We start from the raw sequence: 17,002 nt of genomic DNA on the forward strand, positions 1-17,002 counted from the left end.
ATGAGCACTCACATGAGGAAGAAGCTCACGAAGAAGATGAGCACTCACATGAGGACGAAGCTCACGAAGAAGATGAGCACTCACATGAGGAAGAAGCTCACGAAGAAGATGAGCACTCACATGAGGACGAAGCTCACGAGGAAGATGAGCACAATCACGCTGATGGAGACCCACATGTGTGGTTAAGCCCTACTCTTTCTATATCTCTAGCGGAAAATATTAAAAATGCTTTGGTGGAATTAAAGCCAGAGGAAAAGGAAGATTTCGAAGCTAACTTTAAATCTCTAAAAGAGGAATTAGAAGCGTTGGATTCGGAATATAAAGAAACAATGGAATCCGCCCAGACAAATAAGATACTGGTATCTCATGCAGCATATGGCTACTGGGAAGAGCAATATGGTCTGGAGCAAATCAGCGTAAATGGTTTATCTCCAACACAGGAGCCCTCTCAGAAGCAACTAACTGAAATTATTGCTAAAGCAAAAGAAAACAACATTCAATATGTTATTTTCGATCAGAATATCACCGGTAAAATTGCGGAAGTAGTAAAAGATGAAATAAAAGCGGAAGCATTAACCTTGCATAATCTTGAAGCAGCAACAGAAGAAGATATAAAGAATAAAGAAGACTATTTCAGCTTGATGAGAAAGAATTTGGAAACCTTGGAGAAAGCATTAAACTAAAAAAAAGCCCCAACTTTTTATATCAATAAAAAGTTGGGGCTTTTTCATGCCATTTTACTGTTCTGTCAGCTCTTTATAGAACCTCTCCACTTTATCCGGCTCCAATTTATCACCTATTAGAACAACCGTAGGGGTTATTCCATTCGGTTCTTCTATTTTGTTGAGCCGCAACTGCCCTGCAGCATATTGAAACTCAAAATATCCTGAATCGTCTGCAAGCTGTATGATCCCCTTGGCTCGAATAACATGCCTGGATAGCTTTTTCAGTTGTTTTTCCAGCACATCCTTTTTAACGGGGCTCCCCACTCTCAGCTTTGTTGCTTCAATATGGTGATGATGGTGAGAATGTTCATGAGTGGAATGGGAGTGGGAGACCTCCCTGACATGGAATCGTTTCTCAAGCATCAGTTCCAAAGGAACTTCACCAAAGCTTGTTCTGTAGATTGGAACATGATTGTCCAATTCATCTGCCAGCTTGGCTTCCACTTTGTTCAACTCTTTTTCCGACACCAAATCGATTTTATTGAGAACCAGCAAATTAGCCGAGGTGACCTGCTCCTTTAACAAGGCCCTTATTTCCTTGGAGCTGTTAAAAAAGCTTTGATACTCCAAATAATGACTTGCATCCACGAGGCTGATCATCGATTGTAATTCAAAGTGATCCATATACAGCGGATCAAGCAGGACATCCTTGATTTCCAATGGATTCGCAACACCAGTTCCTTCAATCAAAAGAACATCAATTTCTTCATTTATATAACCTTTTAAGGTTGTTTTCAAATCATCCTGGATGGTGCAGCAAATACATCCATTTAAAAGCTCCACCACCTGCTGTCCTTCAAAAAGATGGTTTTCCACATTTTCATCACCAAGTTCATTCAGGATGATACCTGGCTTTTTTCCGTTATTTCTAAAATGACTGATCATATGTAAAAGTACGGTTGTCTTTCCGCTGCCTAAAAATCCACTGATTACATACACCGGAACCTTCGTTTTCAATCAAAGCACCCCTTCCAATAGACTTACGTTTCTAATACCCATTATATAGATAAATAATAAAAGAAAATAATTTTCCAGATAAAACGTAATGATTACTATTTAATTATACTATTATTCTTTTTCCTTATCAAACATTCTATTTAAACCTTTTCCTTTCCTCTTCTTTTAGAAAAAAATGCATATTTAGTGGAAAAATGTGGACTATAACTTGTAGAAGATAGGAACAGATTTGTGCGAAGGGAAGTATCTGTATGGATGATGTAGTTATTGCAAGATCCCTCTTTGGAACGACGATGGGATTTCATATCATTTTTGCGACACTTGGAGTCGGGATTCCGCTTATGATATTAATTGCGGAATTGATGTACCAGAAAACAAAAAATCGGGAATATGCCGTAATGGCCAAAAGATGGACAAAGGCAAAGGCCGTTCTATTAGGTGTGGCCATCCCGACCGGTACGATTGCAGGTGTCCAGCTCTCCCTCTTATGGCCGGGCTTCATGGAAGTAATCGGTAAAGTGATGGCACTTCCTTTTCAAATAGAAATCTATGCATTCTTCATTGAAGCTCTGTTTATATCCATTTATGTGTATGCAGCTGATCGCATATCACCTTGGATGAGGATTTTCAGTGTGACTTTAGTGACAATTGGGGCAGCTGCTTCTGCTGTTTTAATTACCAATGTGCATGCATTTGAAGGAACACCTGCAGGCTTTCGTATTGAAAATGGGGAAATAGTGGATGTCGACCCGTGGGCTGCCTTCTTCAACCCTAGTTTTATCGTCACTGCTGCTCATGTGGCGGTATCTGCATTCATGACAGGAGCTTTTGTCATTGCCTCTGTCGCTGCTTACAAAATGCTTCGCAACAAGCATAACGAACGAGTATACAAATTCCATCGAAAGGCATTGATTATGGGCTTGGTAGTAGGAGGCATCTTCTCTTTCATGACTGCAATAAATGGCCATGAATCTGCACAGCTCCTGCATCAATATCAGCCGGAAAAGCTTGCTGCTGCAGAAGGACTTTTTGAGACTCAGGCATACGCTCCCTTGGCGGTTGGTGGATTCACCGATCGTGAAACCCAAGAGGTTAAATGGGGCATTGAAATACCTTGGGCGCTGAGCTTTTTGGCCGATGACCGCTTTGATACCGTTGTTGTCGGCTTGAACGATTTTCCCGAGGAGTACTGGCCACCACTATTTGTGCACACGCTGTTCAACGGAATGGTGGGGATCGGGTCGATGCTGATTTTCTTATCCCTTATAGGATTCTTTTGGAGCAAGATTTTGAAAAAGCCCACTTTTCCTAAATGGCTTATGTGGCTTTTTGTAGCTGCTGGCCCCTTGGCAATGCTCGCCATAGAATTTGGCTGGATATTTGCTTGTACCGGCCGTCAGCCTTGGGTGATCTACCGTGTCATGCTGACGGAAGAAGCAGTAACAGGAAATCAGAACCTAGCTACTCTTTTTATTGCTTTTGCGTTTATTTATGTACTACTGGGTGTTGCAGTTATATGGGTGCTTCGCCACTACTTTAAGCGGCATCCACTTGAGGACGAACTGACTGAGCTTCCTCCTTCCAATTCCGGGGTTCAAGTCTAGAAAGGAACTGATCTTATGACAGATGCAATACTTGCCATTACTGTACTCTGGGGATTTATTTTCATCTATGCGGTAATGGCCACCATGGATTTCGGTGCCGGCTTCTGGTCGATGCTCTATATAAAAAATAACAAAACGAACGCGACCAATATTGCAAACCGCTACCTTTCTCCGACCTGGGAAGTGACCAATGTATTTATCGTGGCAGTGGTGGTAGCCATCTATAGCTTTTTTCCGAGTGCCGCCTATACATTGGGAACGGTATTATTGATTCCAGGAAGCATCATTTTGCTACTTCTGGCTGTCAGAAGCGGTTTTCTGGTTTTTTCCCATATTGTAGAAGACTATCAAAAGCCCTTAACCTATATTTCAGGAATTACCGGATTCTTGATTCCCGCTTTTCTTATACTTGTACTGCCAGTCACACACGGTGGCTATGTTGATACCGTGGATGGAGTGGATAGGCTGATGCTTGGCCGACTGCTGGCAAGTCCACATGCGCTCTCCTTTATCCTATTTGCCATCAGCAGTACCTTATTCCTGTCCTCTCTTTTGCTTGCTGACTTTTCTAAAGTGGCAAACGATAAAGATGCTTATGAAATCTACCGCCGGGATGCCCTGATTCTTGGACCTGCTTCATTGTTCGGTGCATTATTGATTATGATTACCATGAGATATGAGGCAGGCTGGCTATTTAATGGGATGATGGAATATCTGGTGTGGCTGTTCATTTCAGCTGGCATGTTTGTCGTAACAGGTGTCGCACTTGTGTTACCGGATAAAAGGAATGGTTGGACCGGTTTGCCTCGGCTTGCTGTTGTTTCGGCATTTATCCAATACGCTTTAGCAAGCTACGCTTACGGGCGAGCACATTTGCCATACATCATCCATCCTAACGTCACCATCGAGAACGGATTTACAGATCCTGCCTCATTTCGAGCGCTATTCATTTCCTATATTGTCGGCTTCGTCATTCTTTTTCCTGGTTTTATTTACTTTTGGCGTTTGTTTATGAAGGATGACCGCTATATTAAGAGTGAAAATTAAGGTCAAGGGGAATTCCTCTTGGCTTATTTAAATGATCCCTCCCTATACTCTGCTTAATGTCTGCTGGATCGAACTCCAGGACCTTTTACAGTAGTACACAGGCTTGTTACATTCCTTTGCTTTCTGCTTGATGACTTTTGCCAAATTATGATTTATGTAATCCGTCAGTACCAGTATCAAATCCACGTGATCCGGAATTGAACGCTTCACAACCTGCACCTTTCTGCCATCCACATGTACAATATCCTCAAAACCAAACGACTTCAATTTATCTTGAATATTCCCTAAATGATCTGCTCCTACCACCATTAACGATGTCATATTATTACACCCTTTCCTCACCTTTTAATTGAGAACGATTCTCTCTTGTTGAATCTATAATAATTGAGAATGATTCTCTTTGTCAATAAAATATAAAAATTATTCACTAATTACTAAATTTCCTAAAAAAGGAAGAATGGGATTTGCATGTGTGGAGAAATTAAGAAGGTATCTTCTACACAAAAGGAGGACGAGACAATGGCTAGAGATGTTGAGGTTTTATGCGAAGTGGAAAACTGCAACTTCTGGGGACAAGGAAACCGTTGTAACGCAGATGCTATCTATGTAGTAAGCCACAAAGGAAACACTGCACATGATAGCAAAGATACCGATTGCAAAACATTTGAACCTTCACATTAAGATGAAAACAAAAGAACAAAAGAGGACTAGGGTCATTTCCCCCTAGTCCTCTTTATTAGGTAATTTCCTGCAGATGTCGTCTGCAACCTATACCGATTCTTTTGTTAAAGATCTTCTGAAAATCCATTTCATCACAATACCATGTTTTGGTGACAGGAAAAAGGTAAGAACAAACAATACTCCTGCCATCATTGCCATAGATCCGGAAATGGAAACATTGTAGAAGTAAGCAAAATAATATCCCAGTACAGCAGAAGCAACTCCTATGACAGCACTTAATACCAACATCACACTCAATCTATCGGTCAAGAGGTAGGCACTTGCTCCTGGTGCTATCAGCATGGCCACGACCAAAATTGCCCCGACACTGTCAAACGAAGCGACAGTTGTGATGGAGAGCATCCCCATCAAAAGATAATGCATGAACATGACAGGTATGCCGATTGCTGCTGCCATCTCCGGGTCAAACGCACAGATTTTAAGCTCCTTATAGAAAAAGACAATCAATGCGATATTAATGATAAGAACCGTTCCGAGCATCCAGACGGCTTTCGGTCCAAGCTCCATCCCCGCAAAAACGAAGGTATCCCATGGCACGAATGCAATCTCCCCCATCAACGCATGATCCACATCCAGATGGATCTTTCCTGCATACATCGATACGAGGATGACCCCCAAAGCAAACAATGAAGTGAAAACTACACCAATTGCTGCATCGGATTGCACACCGGATGAATGGAGAAGCTGAACAAAGAAAGCTGTCAATAGTCCCACCAATAGGGCTCCACCGAACATATATATGCCTTCTAGACTGCTGGACACCAGATATGCACCAACGATTCCAAGTAAAACGGTATGGCTGATAGCATCTGCAAGCATTGCCATTTTTCTTAATATAAGAAAACATCCGGTGATTCCGCTCGTGATACCTACAAGCGAGCCGGTTAAGATTATCCATCCTTCATAACTCATAATGGACCGGCACTCCCTTTCAAGATGGATTGAAGCCCAGCTGAATTTCTTTTGCATTTTGCCTCATATAGCGGATAAGCAATCGGATCTTTACCGAAATCCTTTAGTAATGAGCGCAGCTCCTCTACTATTTCCTTCGGTCCATCCAACAGATCCATGCTGCCTTCTCTCCAATTTGATTCAGGAAACTTACTTTCAAACATTAGATACATATCCATGAGACGGTTTTTGAGGACAATTCCATGGGCATGCTTCAGCCCTTTTTCAGTTAATCCAATAAACCCGTTTTCTTCAATGAATATCAGCTTTTTTTGTCTAAGCTCTTTTAATACCTTCCGCAAGACCATTGTATGTGTTGGTCTGAGGTCAAGGACTGATTCGAGAGAAAAGCTTCCCATTGACTTGCCTTCTGTATTCAATAAAGATTTTTCCGAAAGTTCATACAAGGACGATAAGACATTTTCGCATGTAATCTGATTCTTTACTTTCATCTGTTTGATTGCTCTTGGAACCAATCCTTTTTTTGTTCCAAACAATAAAGAAAAGATAAAACAAATAGTCGCTGCCATGATAATAAGGGGACCTGTCGGCATCCCTCTGGATACAGTACTTAACAGAGTCCCGAAAACGCCTGATATTGCACCAACCAAGCCAGCTAAAATTACCATGTGATCTAATCGTTCTGTCCAATACCTCGCAGTTATAGCCGGAGTAATCAGCATCGCTGCCATCAGGATTACACCAACCGCCTGAAGACCAATGACTACCGCTCCTACAATCAAGGTCATAAGGAGACCATTCAGCCATTTTACCGGCATTCCCAAGCCTTGGGCGAATTGAGGATCAAACGTGATAAGCTTTAATTCCTTGAATAAGAGGAAAGTGATAAAAATCAGGACAAACGCTATTGTGCTGATAATTTGCACATCCACTCCAACTATTGCGGCTGCCTGCCCGAAAATAAAGGAATCAAGACCTGCTTGATTTCCCTTACCATGGTGCTGTACATAAGTCAGCAGTACAATCCCCGCTCCAAAAAAGACGGAAAGTACAAGCCCGATTGCTGTATCCTCTTTGATTCTCGAATGCTTGATTACTGCCTGTATACAATAGGTTCCAATCAGTCCCGATATCGCGGCACCTATCAGGAACCAGGACATGGATTTCGCCCCATAGAGCAAAAATGCAATACATATTCCAGGAAGTGCTGCATGCGCCATGGCATCTCCGATCAAGCTCTGCTTTCTAAGCAATGCAAAGCTGCCAAGCACCCCACTCGCAATGCCAAGCAATACTGTCCCTAATAGAACCCATTGAACATTTGGATCTCTCAGCATATAAAGTATCGTATCCATTTTGTCACTCCTACTGTTCTACGATTGCCTGATTTTGATCTAGAAATGCAAGACGGCCGCCATATGTTCTTTGTAAATTCTCCATCGTAAAGACTTCATCCGTCGGTCCTATAGCTATTTTTCTAAGATTGATTAAAAGCACCCAATCAAAGTATTCTTTGACGGTTTGAAGATCATGATGGACGACCAATACTGTCTTCCCCTGTGACTTCAACTCGTTCAGGATGGTGATGATCGCTTTTTCTGTAGCTGCATCCACCCCGACAAATGGTTCATCCATAAAATAGATGCTCGCATCCTGAGCAAGTGCCCTTGCCAGGAATACACGCTGCTGCTGTCCTCCCGAAAGCTGGCTGATCTGTCTTGTTGCATAATCTCTCATTCCGACTTTATCCAGGCATTCGTATGCAAATTCAATATCTTTCTTGCTCGGTCTTTTTATCCAGCCAATATGTCCATACCTTCCCATGAGCACCACATCCAACGCATTCGTCGGGAAATCCCAGTCAACTGAACCGCGTTGAGGAACATAGCCGATCAATTTCCTCTGTGATCGATAAGGCTTACCGTAGATGGAGATGGTTCCTGATGCTTTCGGGATCAGTTCCAGCGCTGCCTTGATAAGGGTCGACTTACCTGCACCATTCGGACCGATGATGCCAATAAGCTTTCCTTCAGGAACGGTAAAGCTGATTTCTTTCAATACTGGTTTTCGATGGTATGCCACTGTCAGATTTTCAATCTTTACTGGTTCCATGATGTTCACCTTACCTTCTTATTTTAGGGCTTCCACGATTGTATCAATATTATGTTTGAACATGCCCAGATATGTTCCTGTCTCTGTACCGGCTTCCCCCATGGCGTCAGAGTATAACTCCCCGCCGATGACTACAGTATGGCCGCGGCTCTCCGCACCTTTTACAACTGCATTGATCGAATCTTCCGAAATACTGCTTTCCACAAACACCGCTTTTACATTTCTATCAACCAATAAGTCAATGATGCTCTGTACATCCTTTAATCCGAATTCCGCATCGGTACTGAGCCCTTGCAAACCGGTAACTTCCATTCCATATGCCTCACCGAAATACTTGAATGCATCATGAGCGGTAACAAGTACTCTGCTTTCTTCGGGGATGGATGCGATTTTCTCTTTTCCATAGGCATCCAATTCCTTTAATTCTTCTATATATTCTTCAGCATTCTCTTCATAGGTGCGTGCATTTTCTTTATCCTGTTCCACCAAGGTTTCCGTTACCGCCTCCACTGCATGAATCCATAGCGTGATATCAAACCATACATGCGGATCTTTCTTATTTGATTCCCCATCAGCAGTCAGTAGTAATTCTTCTGGAATAGACTCTCCCACTGCTACAGTCGGTTTATCTTTAGACATTTTCTCCAGAATATCTCCCATTTTCCCTTCCAAATGAAGGCCATTATAAAAAATGATATCCGCTTTGCTCAGTTTACCAATATCACCTTGGGACGCCTGATAAAGATGAGGATCAATCCCCGGTCCCATTAATGATTCCACTTCAACGTGCTCTCCTCCAACGTTTACAACAATGTCTCCAATTTGTGCAATGGTGGTGGTGACTTTCAATTTGCCACTATCGTTTCCTGTTGCTGCTCCTGAACATGCAGTCAATCCCAAACTGATGGCTCCAAGAAGTAAAAATCTCATAAATATTGTTTTCATAATTGTATTCCCTCTCCCTCATAAAATTGTGTATAGCAACAAATGTTTCTCTAACGCAAGTTTTTTGGTAAAAATATACACACTCTTATCAGATTCCAATTTAATCTATGCGGACTCCGGAAAAAATGTGTCAGTATCTTTGACAAGCTCACTAATTTGAGCTTCATCTCAAAATGTTTCCCTAATACAAAACTTAAACCCTAAGCAAACTTTTGTCAAGCAAAGTTTTTTGAAAACTATTTTTATTTTTGGGGTCTGGCCCTGGCAGGAGAATGTCCATTCAAGTCGAATTCTTAAAGGTTTATGCCACAATTAAAAACCCCTGCGAGCTGCAGGGGCTTTTTGTTTTTATTGGGATTCATTTTGGAAAGTTTTAGTTTTTGCACTTATTTCTTTTATATATCTCTCGTTCACTCTATAGCCTATACCGGGTGAGGTTGGCACAGTTATCTTCCCTTGTGTAACAACGACCTCCGGCTCGATGACGTCCTGCTTCCAATACCGGGAGGATGCGGATATATCCCCGGGAATCGTAAAGTTTGGCAGGGAAGCAAGGCCAATATTGAATGATCTGGAAATGCCTGTTTCCAGCATCCCTCCACACCAGACCGGTAGTCCATTCCGCCTACAAAGGTCATGTATCCGGATGGCATTTGTAAGCCCACCGACTCGACCAATCTTTATATTGATCACCTGACAGCTTCCAAGCTTGATGGCATTAACTGCATCCTGGTAGGAAACAATGCTTTCATCCAGACAGATTGGAGTATTTAACTGCTTTTGCAGCTCCGCATGCTCCACAATATCATCCGAGGCAAGCGGCTGTTCGATCATCATAAGCTGAAGTTCATCCAGTTTCCTCAACCTATCGACATCATCAAGCGTATATGCAGAGTTTGCATCCGCTATTAGTGCAAGCTGTGGGAATTCCCTTCTGATTGCATGTAGCATTTCAAAATCATGTCCGGGATCGATTTTCACCTTCACCCGCCGATAGCCTTCTTTTAAACGCAGGGTTATCGCTTCAATAATGCTGCTTGGCGAGTCCACGCTTACAACCACACCTGCATCGACCTTTTTACGAGTTCCACCAATATAGGCTGCTAAGGATTTTCCTGTTTTCTTCGCAAAAAGATCCCATCCTGCCATCTCTAATCCCGCTCTTGCCATCGGATTTCCCTTCCAAACCAGCAGGGCATCATGGATTTCACTGGGATGCTCCCATTGCCCTTGTATAAGGCAAGGTATAAAAAAGTCTTCCAGCATATGCCAGGAAGTTTGAATCGTTTCTTCGGTGTACCAGGGGGAAGAGAAAGCAACCACCTCTCCCCAGCCGCTGACTCCGTCCATGTCTGTCATTTTCAAGAGGATGCTCTCTCGGTCGGATACTGTTCCTATGTGAGTGCGAAAAGGCTGAAGAAGCTCCATTTGGGTGAGAAACATCTCTATCTTCTTAATCTTCATGACCAGAACCCCTACCTTGTTCAGAGTTAGGCATGTATTCCATCAGTTTTCTTCTTACAAGTTTGTTAGATGCATTACGAGGCAATTCAAGTACCTTCACCATTCTTTTTGGAACCTTATATTTGGCCAACCGTTGTGAGGCGAAGTCCATTATTTCACTTTCCGAGACATCCTGATCATTTAGAACGACAAAAGCGACAGGGACCTGCCCCCAGCGGTCATCTTCCATAGCTCCCACACCTGCATCCTTTACGGAGGGATGTGCCATGAGCACTGCCTCGATTTCAGCTGGATACACGTTTTCCCCTCCCGAAATAATCAGGTCACTTCTACGATCTAATACAAATAGAAACCCATCCTCATCCAAATACCCGATATCTCCAGTATGGAGCCAGCCATTTTGGATTGCTCGTTGCGTAGCTTCCTCATTATGAAAATAACCTGGTGTGACATTCGGGCCTTTCACCAATATTTCTCCCGCCTCGCCTGGCTTTGCTTCCTTGTTACCAACCATTATTTTTGCCTGGCAGGAAAAAAGGGCCTTACCCGCACTCCCGATTTTCAAAAGTGCCGCTTCCGGAGAGAGCGTTACAATTTGGGAGCATGTTTCTGTCATCCCATATGTCTGAAACACAGGGATTCCCTTCTTTTCACATTCCTTTAGCATTGGAAAAGGAATTGGACCTCCTCCAGCCAGCATGCACCGGAATGTTGCTGGATATGTTCTTTCACCTAACTCCTCCAAAAGCTGCTGCAGCATTGTACTAACAACGGACACAATGGTTACTCCTTTACTCATAATATCCTCATTTACATGCTCGGCATCAAATTTCTCATGAAGCACAACCCTCATCCCATAGATGACACCACGCATCAAAATCGACAGACCGCTAATATGGAATAATGGTACAGCAGCAAGCCAGGCATCTTTTTCATAAATACCAAGATTCAATGCCGAACCTGACGCACTCCAAAAGTGATTCCCGTAGGTTTGCTTTACTCCTTTTGGGTGGCCGGTTGTTCCGCTTGTGTACATGATTGTATCCACTAAATCAAGTTGAAATTCTTCCACGAGGGTAAACGGACACGCTTCCATTTGAGAAAGAGCGTCTATCGAGATGATGCGACCTTCCTCTAACTCCAGAAATTCAAGCAGAGGATTCACTTTCTCTACATCTGTCACCAGCAATTTTGACCTGGAGTTCTTTAGTTGGAATCCCAGCTCATTTGGCGTCAATCTTAAGTTATGTAAAACTGTTATCGCGCCAATATGCTTTAATGCGAAAAGAAGAATCACCATGTCCATACTATTTTTCATAAAAACCGAAATAGCGTCACCAGCTCTAACACCATTAGCAGAGAGCCTTGAAGCAATATCTATGGAACGCTCGTTCAGTTGTGCAAAAGTCAGCTTTTCCTGATCCATTTCAATTGCAACCCGATTGGGAGTGAGGCTTGCTCTTTTCAACAAAAAATTGGGAACCATCATCGCATTCATCACCTCACTATTTTGTAATATAAAAAAGGAGAGCAATTTAAAAGCACCATGCTTCTAAATTGCCCCCCATACATTCGTGATTAAGGGAAGCGAGGGAATTGACCGAAGTCCGGTTTTCTCTTCTCCTTGAACGCGTCACGGCCTTCTTTTGCTTCATCGGTTGTATAATAAAGTAACGTCGCATCGCCAGCGAACTGCTGAATACCAGCCAATCCGTCTGTGTCAGCATTAAATGCAGCTTTGAGGAAGCGAAGAGCAGTTGGACTGTTCTCAAGCATCTCTTCACACCATTTAACTGTTTCATCTTCCAATTGCTCCAAAGGTACCACTGTATTAACAAGCCCCATATCCAATGCTTCCTGCGCATTGTACTGACGGCATAGGTACCAGATTTCACGAGCCTTTTTGTGACCAACAATACGTGCTAAGTAACCGGAACCATATCCAGCATCAAAGCTTCCCACTTTAGGGCCAGTTTGACCGAAGCGGGCATTATCTGCAGCAATCGTCAAATCACATACGATATGAAGTACATGTCCGCCGCCAATTGCCCAGCCAGCCACCATCGCAACTACAGGCTTAGGTGTCACGCGGATTAAACGTTGAAGATCTAATACGTTCAAGCGAGGAATTTCATCCTCCCCAACATATCCGCCATGTCCACGGACTTTTTGGTCTCCACCAGAACAGAATGCTTTATCTCCTGCACCTGTTAAGATAATAACGCCAACACTTGCGTCATCACGAGCATATGCAAATGCCTCAATCAATTCCATGACCGTTTTAGGACGGAATGCATTATGTACTTCCGGACGGTTGATTGTAATCTTTGCAATCCCATTATATGTTTCATATAAAATATCTTCATACTGTTTAGGGCCTGCTATCCACTCTCTTGCCATGTCTGTTTCCTCCCTATGTTTTCAATTCGACAAAAACTCACTTACTATTTTACCAAACTTTCTTGGTTGTTCCACATGTATTGCATGTCCTGCTCCACTTATTTTAACATATTGAGCATTTTTCATAAGTCTTTTCATTTTTTCTGCAATCAAGACAAACTTTTTATCCACTTCTCCTGCGAGTAGCAAGACCTTGACTTTGCAATCCTCAAGACGTTCCCAGTAAGACGGTTGCGATCCGGTTCCCAACCCTGAAAGACTATTGGCTAAACCAATGGGTGAGTTCTGGAGGCGCTTTACTTTGATCTGCTGTTGCCTATCATCGGAAAGCAGCTTTTGAGTCTGGAATAACGGGATGTTCGTCCAATATTCCACAAAGTCTTCCAATCCGTCATGCAGGATCCTCTCAGCTAATCTTTTATCAGCCTTTGTTCTTTCCAGACGTTCCTCTTCCGTCCTTAACCCTGGAGAGGCACTTTCGAGAACAAGTTTTTCCACGTAGGAAGGATATGTTGCGGTAAAGGCAAGTGCGACCCTTCCACCCATGGAATAACCCAACAATGAGATTTTTGCAATCCCCATCTTATCCAGGATCACTTTGATATCCTCGACTGTATTCTCCATGGAATAACGCCCGGAATCTGCTGGAATGGAACTGTTACCATGCCCCAAGAAATCTAATAGAAAAAATGTGTAATCTTCATTGTTTTTGAAAAATGTTAATGCTTCTTTGATATTATTACCCGTTCCCGTAAATCCGTGTAGCCATAGAAGCTTTTTGGGCCCATTGCCAATCGTCTCCAAATGATAATAAACACCATTTACTTCCATCAAATTTCACGACTTAATGACAATTTAATTTCCTGGGAAACACTTTTCCACAATTTACGATGCTCTTGTTCATTTTCCTCGCGATTTGTCGGAACCTCGATGATATGCAGGCCTTTATGTGACAAGGATTTCGAGAGCTTACTTCTGAACTCTTCCCATGATCCTACCAGAGAATAGTCTGCATCATACAGTTTTGCTGCATGCTCAAAATTCATGTGCATCGGTGTACCGAACAGCGCTTCAAAATGATTCTCGATTTTGGATTGTGGCAGAAAGCTGAAAATTCCGCCGCCATTGTTATTGATCAGGACGATTGTCACATCAAGCTTTAATAGTTTTGCCGCAAGTAGCCCATTCATATCATGGTAAAAGGATAAATCCCCTATCACCAGAACCAATCGCTTAAATGCTTTACTTGCTGCCAATGCAGTCGATACTACTCCATCAATACCATTTGCGCCTCTATTGGCCAAAACCTTTATGTTCTTATCATCTGTAAGGAAAAATGTATCGGCATCCCGGATTGGCATGCTATTTCCTACAAAAATAGCTGACCCTTCCGGAAGCAGCGCTTGAAGCTCCGTGATGACTTTCCCTTCAAATAGGTTTTCACTCTTTACAGCTGAGGAAAGAAGATTCTTCGTGCGGTGATTCACTGATAGGATTTTTTGAAGCCAAGAAGATTCTTTTCTCGGTGCAATCAATGGGAGGATTTCTTGGCAGAACACTTCCTCCTTGCAGTGCACCATAAAGCTTGCCTGCAGGGTCGGATCACGCCATCCTCCGTCTCCGTCAATGACAATGTGATCCGCATTAGATGCTCGAGCTATGTATTGCATCAGAAACTTGGAAACAGGCATGGATCCAAATCGAATGATAACCTCTGGCTCCAATGCTTCCTTGACTGCTTCTTCTCTTAAAAAAGCATCATACCCTTCGCATATCACCGCTTTGGCATGTGATCCTGCCCTCAAGCCGGATAAAGGATCTGCAAAAATCGGATATTGAAGTGCTTCTGCAAGCTCTGTTACCAGTTCAGAAAAATCCGAGCTGTCAGGCATTTCTCCGCAGACAATTATCCCTTTTTTCTTTTGCGAGAATAGCTGTGCAAAGAATGCCGCACGTTCTTCGCTAATCGTATAGCCTCCTACTTGAACATCGACAATCGAGCCATTCGCTTCCCCATATTTGGTCCAAAGATCTTCTGCTTGCAGATTCGGAAGCAGCGGCTCTCTAAGCGGGAAGTTCAAATGAACTGGTCCTCCCGGAGCACTTATAGAAGTTCCAATTGCCCTGGCCGCCATGGTACGGGAATACTGGATCATCGACCGCTCATCAACCGGCAAACTCATTTCCACAAACCATTTCACATAGCTTCCGTACATTTTTATCTGATCGATCGCTTGCGGTGCACCGATATCCCTTAGTTCATGCGGTCGATCAGCCGTTAACACCAATAGGGGTATCCGTGCCTGGAAGGCTTCCACAATAGCTGGGTAATAATTGGCTGCTGCTGTACCTGACGTACAAAGTACTGCCACCGGCTTGCCGGTTGTCTTGGCCAGCCCAAGTGCATAAAAAGAAGCAGAGCGTTCATCAATAAGAACTGTCACCTTAAGCTTTGGGTGCTCTGCCATTAATAATGCAATAGGGGTCGATCTGGAGCCTGGACTTATCACTATATCCGTCATTCCGCTCTGTACCAGTTCGTCTACAAAAGCCGCAAGATAATATGTCATGTCGTCTGTTGCTTTCATTATTCCTTGATGCCCCCTAATGCAGATAACATTGGTTTGAATTTCATTTGTGTTTCACGATATTCACTCTCAGGATCAGAATCGCCGACAATCCCACAGCCTGCAAACAGGGATGCCTCTTTGCCCTGCAGCAGCCCGGAACGGATTGCCACAATAAATTCCCCATTATTCTGCGCATCCATCCAGCCAAGTGGGCCTGCATACCATCCACGGTCCAGTTTTTCCACTTCCCTGATCGTTTCCATGGATATTTCCCTTGGATAGCCGCCAAGTGCCGGGGTTGGATGTAACAGATTCACCAGATCAGCCAGACTTACTTCCTTCCCTGTACTGGCCTTCACTGGTGTGTGAAGATGCTGGATATGCTTCATCTTGTAAAGGTTCGGTTCATTTGGTGTTGTAACATCATGACATACTTCCTGCAGGGCACTTTTAATCATTTGAACGACAAGCTCATGTTCATGAATATTTTTATTATCTGTTAATAAGCATTTCCCCAACTTCTCATCTTCAAGCGGAGTAGCGCCTCTCCCTATCGAACCAGCCAAACACATGGAATGTACTTCATTGCCAGCCTTTTTCACCAATTGCTCCGGCGTTGCGCCTATAAAGCAATCCGTTCCTCTTTCTACGGTAAAGAGATAGCTGTTCGTCTGTTCTTCCAATAGATTTTCCAAAACGCTATCTACATTGATTTCGTCGTGGAACAGCACCCTTAGCTCTCTGGCCAGGACAACTTTATCCATTATTCCATCTGTAATCCGGTTTGTGACGGTTTGAATGGATTCCTTCCAATCATTCGGATCCATCTCCAAACATTTCACAATACCCGGTGCATATGCATGCCTAATAGAAGAGCTTCCTTCAATCAGCTCTTCTTTGATATTCATAAGCTCCTCAAGATGTGACTCTTCGCAGTCGCTCCAATAATTGATGGTCAAATACGTTTCGTTATCAATGGAAGTAAGCATGATGGTCGGAAGGACGAACAGGGCATCCGCAAAATTGCTCCAGAGCTTTGTCTTTTCCTTCTTTGGATCAAAAGAAAAGCCGCCATAAATTACTGGTCCGATATGTTGCAAATCTTGATTTTTCACCGATTGCTCGGTAAAACGCTTCCATTCTTCTTCAATTTGGTGAAATCTTTCCTCATTCGCACCCGAAGTAAATTCTTTCGTCACACCAGCTCCAACCATGACATGGGTCTTGGAAGGATTGGACCAATAAAAACGTTGTCCAGGAAAATAATGTGCACCTGCTTGAAAGAATTGCAGGGGATGCAACTGATCCACCTTTTTTGAATAACTGATAAGTACCGGTTGATTTATGGAAGCTGCTTTCACCTTTGCTTCCTCCCATAAACCCACTATATGATGAAATTGCTTTGTAATCATGTAAGACTCCCCCCGAGGCCTTGTTACCGCAAGACTTTGTCTCTCGAATAGCTTCCTTTAAGATACACCTCAAAACCTTTTTATGTCAACAAAATGACCCTATATTTTCTACT

General features: G+C 43.1%; 16 protein-coding genes. 4 read left to right on the plus strand and 12 right to left on the minus strand.

Features of this window, described 5'->3' with window-relative positions; all coding sequences use genetic code 11:
- A partial coding sequence (locus tag ACQCT5_RS22505) for a metal ABC transporter solute-binding protein, Zn/Mn family (protein ID WP_499645330.1) occupies window positions 1-683 on the plus strand: 683 nt, incomplete at its 5' end.
- A 54-nt stretch (window positions 684-737) separates the two neighbouring features.
- Here the strand turns inward: ACQCT5_RS22505 and ACQCT5_RS22510 are convergent.
- The gene (locus ACQCT5_RS22510; protein ID WP_499645332.1) at window positions 738-1,682 is read right to left on the minus strand and encodes a CobW family GTP-binding protein; all 945 of its coding nucleotides are present in this window, start codon (window positions 1,680-1,682) and stop codon (window positions 738-740) included.
- Between the two features lie 251 nt (window positions 1,683-1,933).
- On the opposite strand from ACQCT5_RS22510, the gene ACQCT5_RS22515 reads away from it, so the two are divergent.
- Both ACQCT5_RS22515 and ACQCT5_RS22520 read left to right on the plus strand, forming a co-directional pair.
- The gene (locus tag ACQCT5_RS22515; RefSeq protein WP_499645334.1) at window positions 1,934-3,286 is read left to right on the plus strand and encodes a cytochrome ubiquinol oxidase subunit I; all 1,353 of its coding nucleotides are present in this window, start codon (window positions 1,934-1,936) and stop codon (window positions 3,284-3,286) included.
- A 15-nt stretch (window positions 3,287-3,301) separates the two neighbouring features.
- Window positions 3,302-4,333, plus strand: a complete 1,032-nt coding sequence (locus ACQCT5_RS22520) for a cytochrome d ubiquinol oxidase subunit II (RefSeq protein ID WP_499645337.1) — start codon at window positions 3,302-3,304, stop codon at window positions 4,331-4,333.
- Window positions 4,334-4,375: 42 nt separating this feature from the next.
- On the opposite strand, the gene ACQCT5_RS22525 is transcribed toward ACQCT5_RS22520, so the two are convergent.
- Complete coding sequence (locus ACQCT5_RS22525) at window positions 4,376-4,654, minus strand: DUF2325 domain-containing protein (protein WP_499645339.1); 279 nt, start codon at window positions 4,652-4,654, stop codon at window positions 4,376-4,378.
- A gap of 198 nt (window positions 4,655-4,852) precedes the next feature.
- On the opposite strand from ACQCT5_RS22525, the gene ACQCT5_RS22530 reads away from it, so the two are divergent.
- Entirely contained in the window at window positions 4,853-5,014 is a 162-nt protein-coding gene (locus ACQCT5_RS22530) for a DUF1540 domain-containing protein (protein ID WP_386646012.1), read from the plus strand.
- 87 nt (window positions 5,015-5,101) lie between these two features.
- Here ACQCT5_RS22530 and ACQCT5_RS22535 read toward each other — a convergent pair whose 3' ends face one another.
- From ACQCT5_RS22535 to ACQCT5_RS22580, 10 genes are all read right to left on the minus strand, one after another.
- Window positions 5,102-5,986 carry a metal ABC transporter permease gene (locus ACQCT5_RS22535; protein ID WP_499645342.1) on the minus strand — a complete coding sequence of 295 codons (885 nt, stop codon included), beginning with the start codon at window positions 5,984-5,986 and terminating at the stop codon, window positions 5,102-5,104.
- Window positions 5,983-7,341 carry a metal ABC transporter permease gene (locus ACQCT5_RS22540; protein WP_499645344.1) on the minus strand — a complete coding sequence of 453 codons (1,359 nt, stop codon included), beginning with the start codon at window positions 7,339-7,341 and terminating at the stop codon, window positions 5,983-5,985. Before ACQCT5_RS22540 ends, ACQCT5_RS22535 begins: the two co-directional genes overlap by 4 nt.
- Window positions 7,342-7,351: 10 nt before the next feature.
- On the minus strand, window positions 7,352-8,098 hold the full coding sequence (locus ACQCT5_RS22545; protein ID WP_499645346.1) for a metal ABC transporter ATP-binding protein: 747 nt from the start codon (window positions 8,096-8,098) through the stop codon (window positions 7,352-7,354).
- Window positions 8,099-8,116: 18 nt separating this feature from the next.
- A complete protein-coding gene (locus ACQCT5_RS22550; protein ID WP_499645348.1) occupies window positions 8,117-9,043 on the minus strand; it encodes a metal ABC transporter solute-binding protein, Zn/Mn family in 927 nt (308 codons plus the stop codon).
- A gap of 348 nt (window positions 9,044-9,391) precedes the next feature.
- A complete protein-coding gene (menC, locus tag ACQCT5_RS22555; RefSeq protein WP_499645350.1) occupies window positions 9,392-10,507 on the minus strand; it encodes an o-succinylbenzoate synthase in 1,116 nt (371 codons plus the stop codon).
- Window positions 10,497-12,005 (minus strand): o-succinylbenzoate--CoA ligase, encoded by a 1,509-nt coding sequence (locus tag ACQCT5_RS22560; RefSeq protein ID WP_499645352.1) that lies wholly within the window; start codon window positions 12,003-12,005, stop codon window positions 10,497-10,499. Before ACQCT5_RS22560 ends, menC begins: the two co-directional genes overlap by 11 nt.
- A gap of 80 nt (window positions 12,006-12,085) precedes the next feature.
- The gene (gene menB / locus ACQCT5_RS22565; protein WP_386646030.1) at window positions 12,086-12,907 is read right to left on the minus strand and encodes a 1,4-dihydroxy-2-naphthoyl-CoA synthase; all 822 of its coding nucleotides are present in this window, start codon (window positions 12,905-12,907) and stop codon (window positions 12,086-12,088) included.
- Window positions 12,908-12,928: 21 nt separating this feature from the next.
- The gene (menH, locus tag ACQCT5_RS22570) at window positions 12,929-13,738 is read right to left on the minus strand and encodes a 2-succinyl-6-hydroxy-2,4-cyclohexadiene-1-carboxylate synthase (RefSeq protein WP_499645354.1); all 810 of its coding nucleotides are present in this window, start codon (window positions 13,736-13,738) and stop codon (window positions 12,929-12,931) included.
- Window positions 13,738-15,495, minus strand: coding sequence for a 2-succinyl-5-enolpyruvyl-6-hydroxy-3-cyclohexene-1-carboxylic-acid synthase (gene menD, locus ACQCT5_RS22575; protein ID WP_499645356.1), 1,758 nt, complete (start codon window positions 15,493-15,495; stop codon window positions 13,738-13,740). The genes menH and menD overlap by 1 nt, the downstream gene beginning before the upstream one ends.
- Entirely contained in the window at window positions 15,495-16,889 is a 1,395-nt protein-coding gene (locus tag ACQCT5_RS22580; protein WP_499645358.1) for an isochorismate synthase, read from the minus strand. Before ACQCT5_RS22580 ends, menD begins: the two co-directional genes overlap by 1 nt.
- Window positions 16,890-17,002: the final 113 nt, after the last annotated feature.

It is taken from the genome of Sutcliffiella halmapala, assembly GCF_050107295.1.
Classification (GTDB): domain Bacteria; phylum Bacillota; class Bacilli; order Bacillales; family Bacillaceae_I; genus Sutcliffiella_A; species Sutcliffiella_A halmapala_A.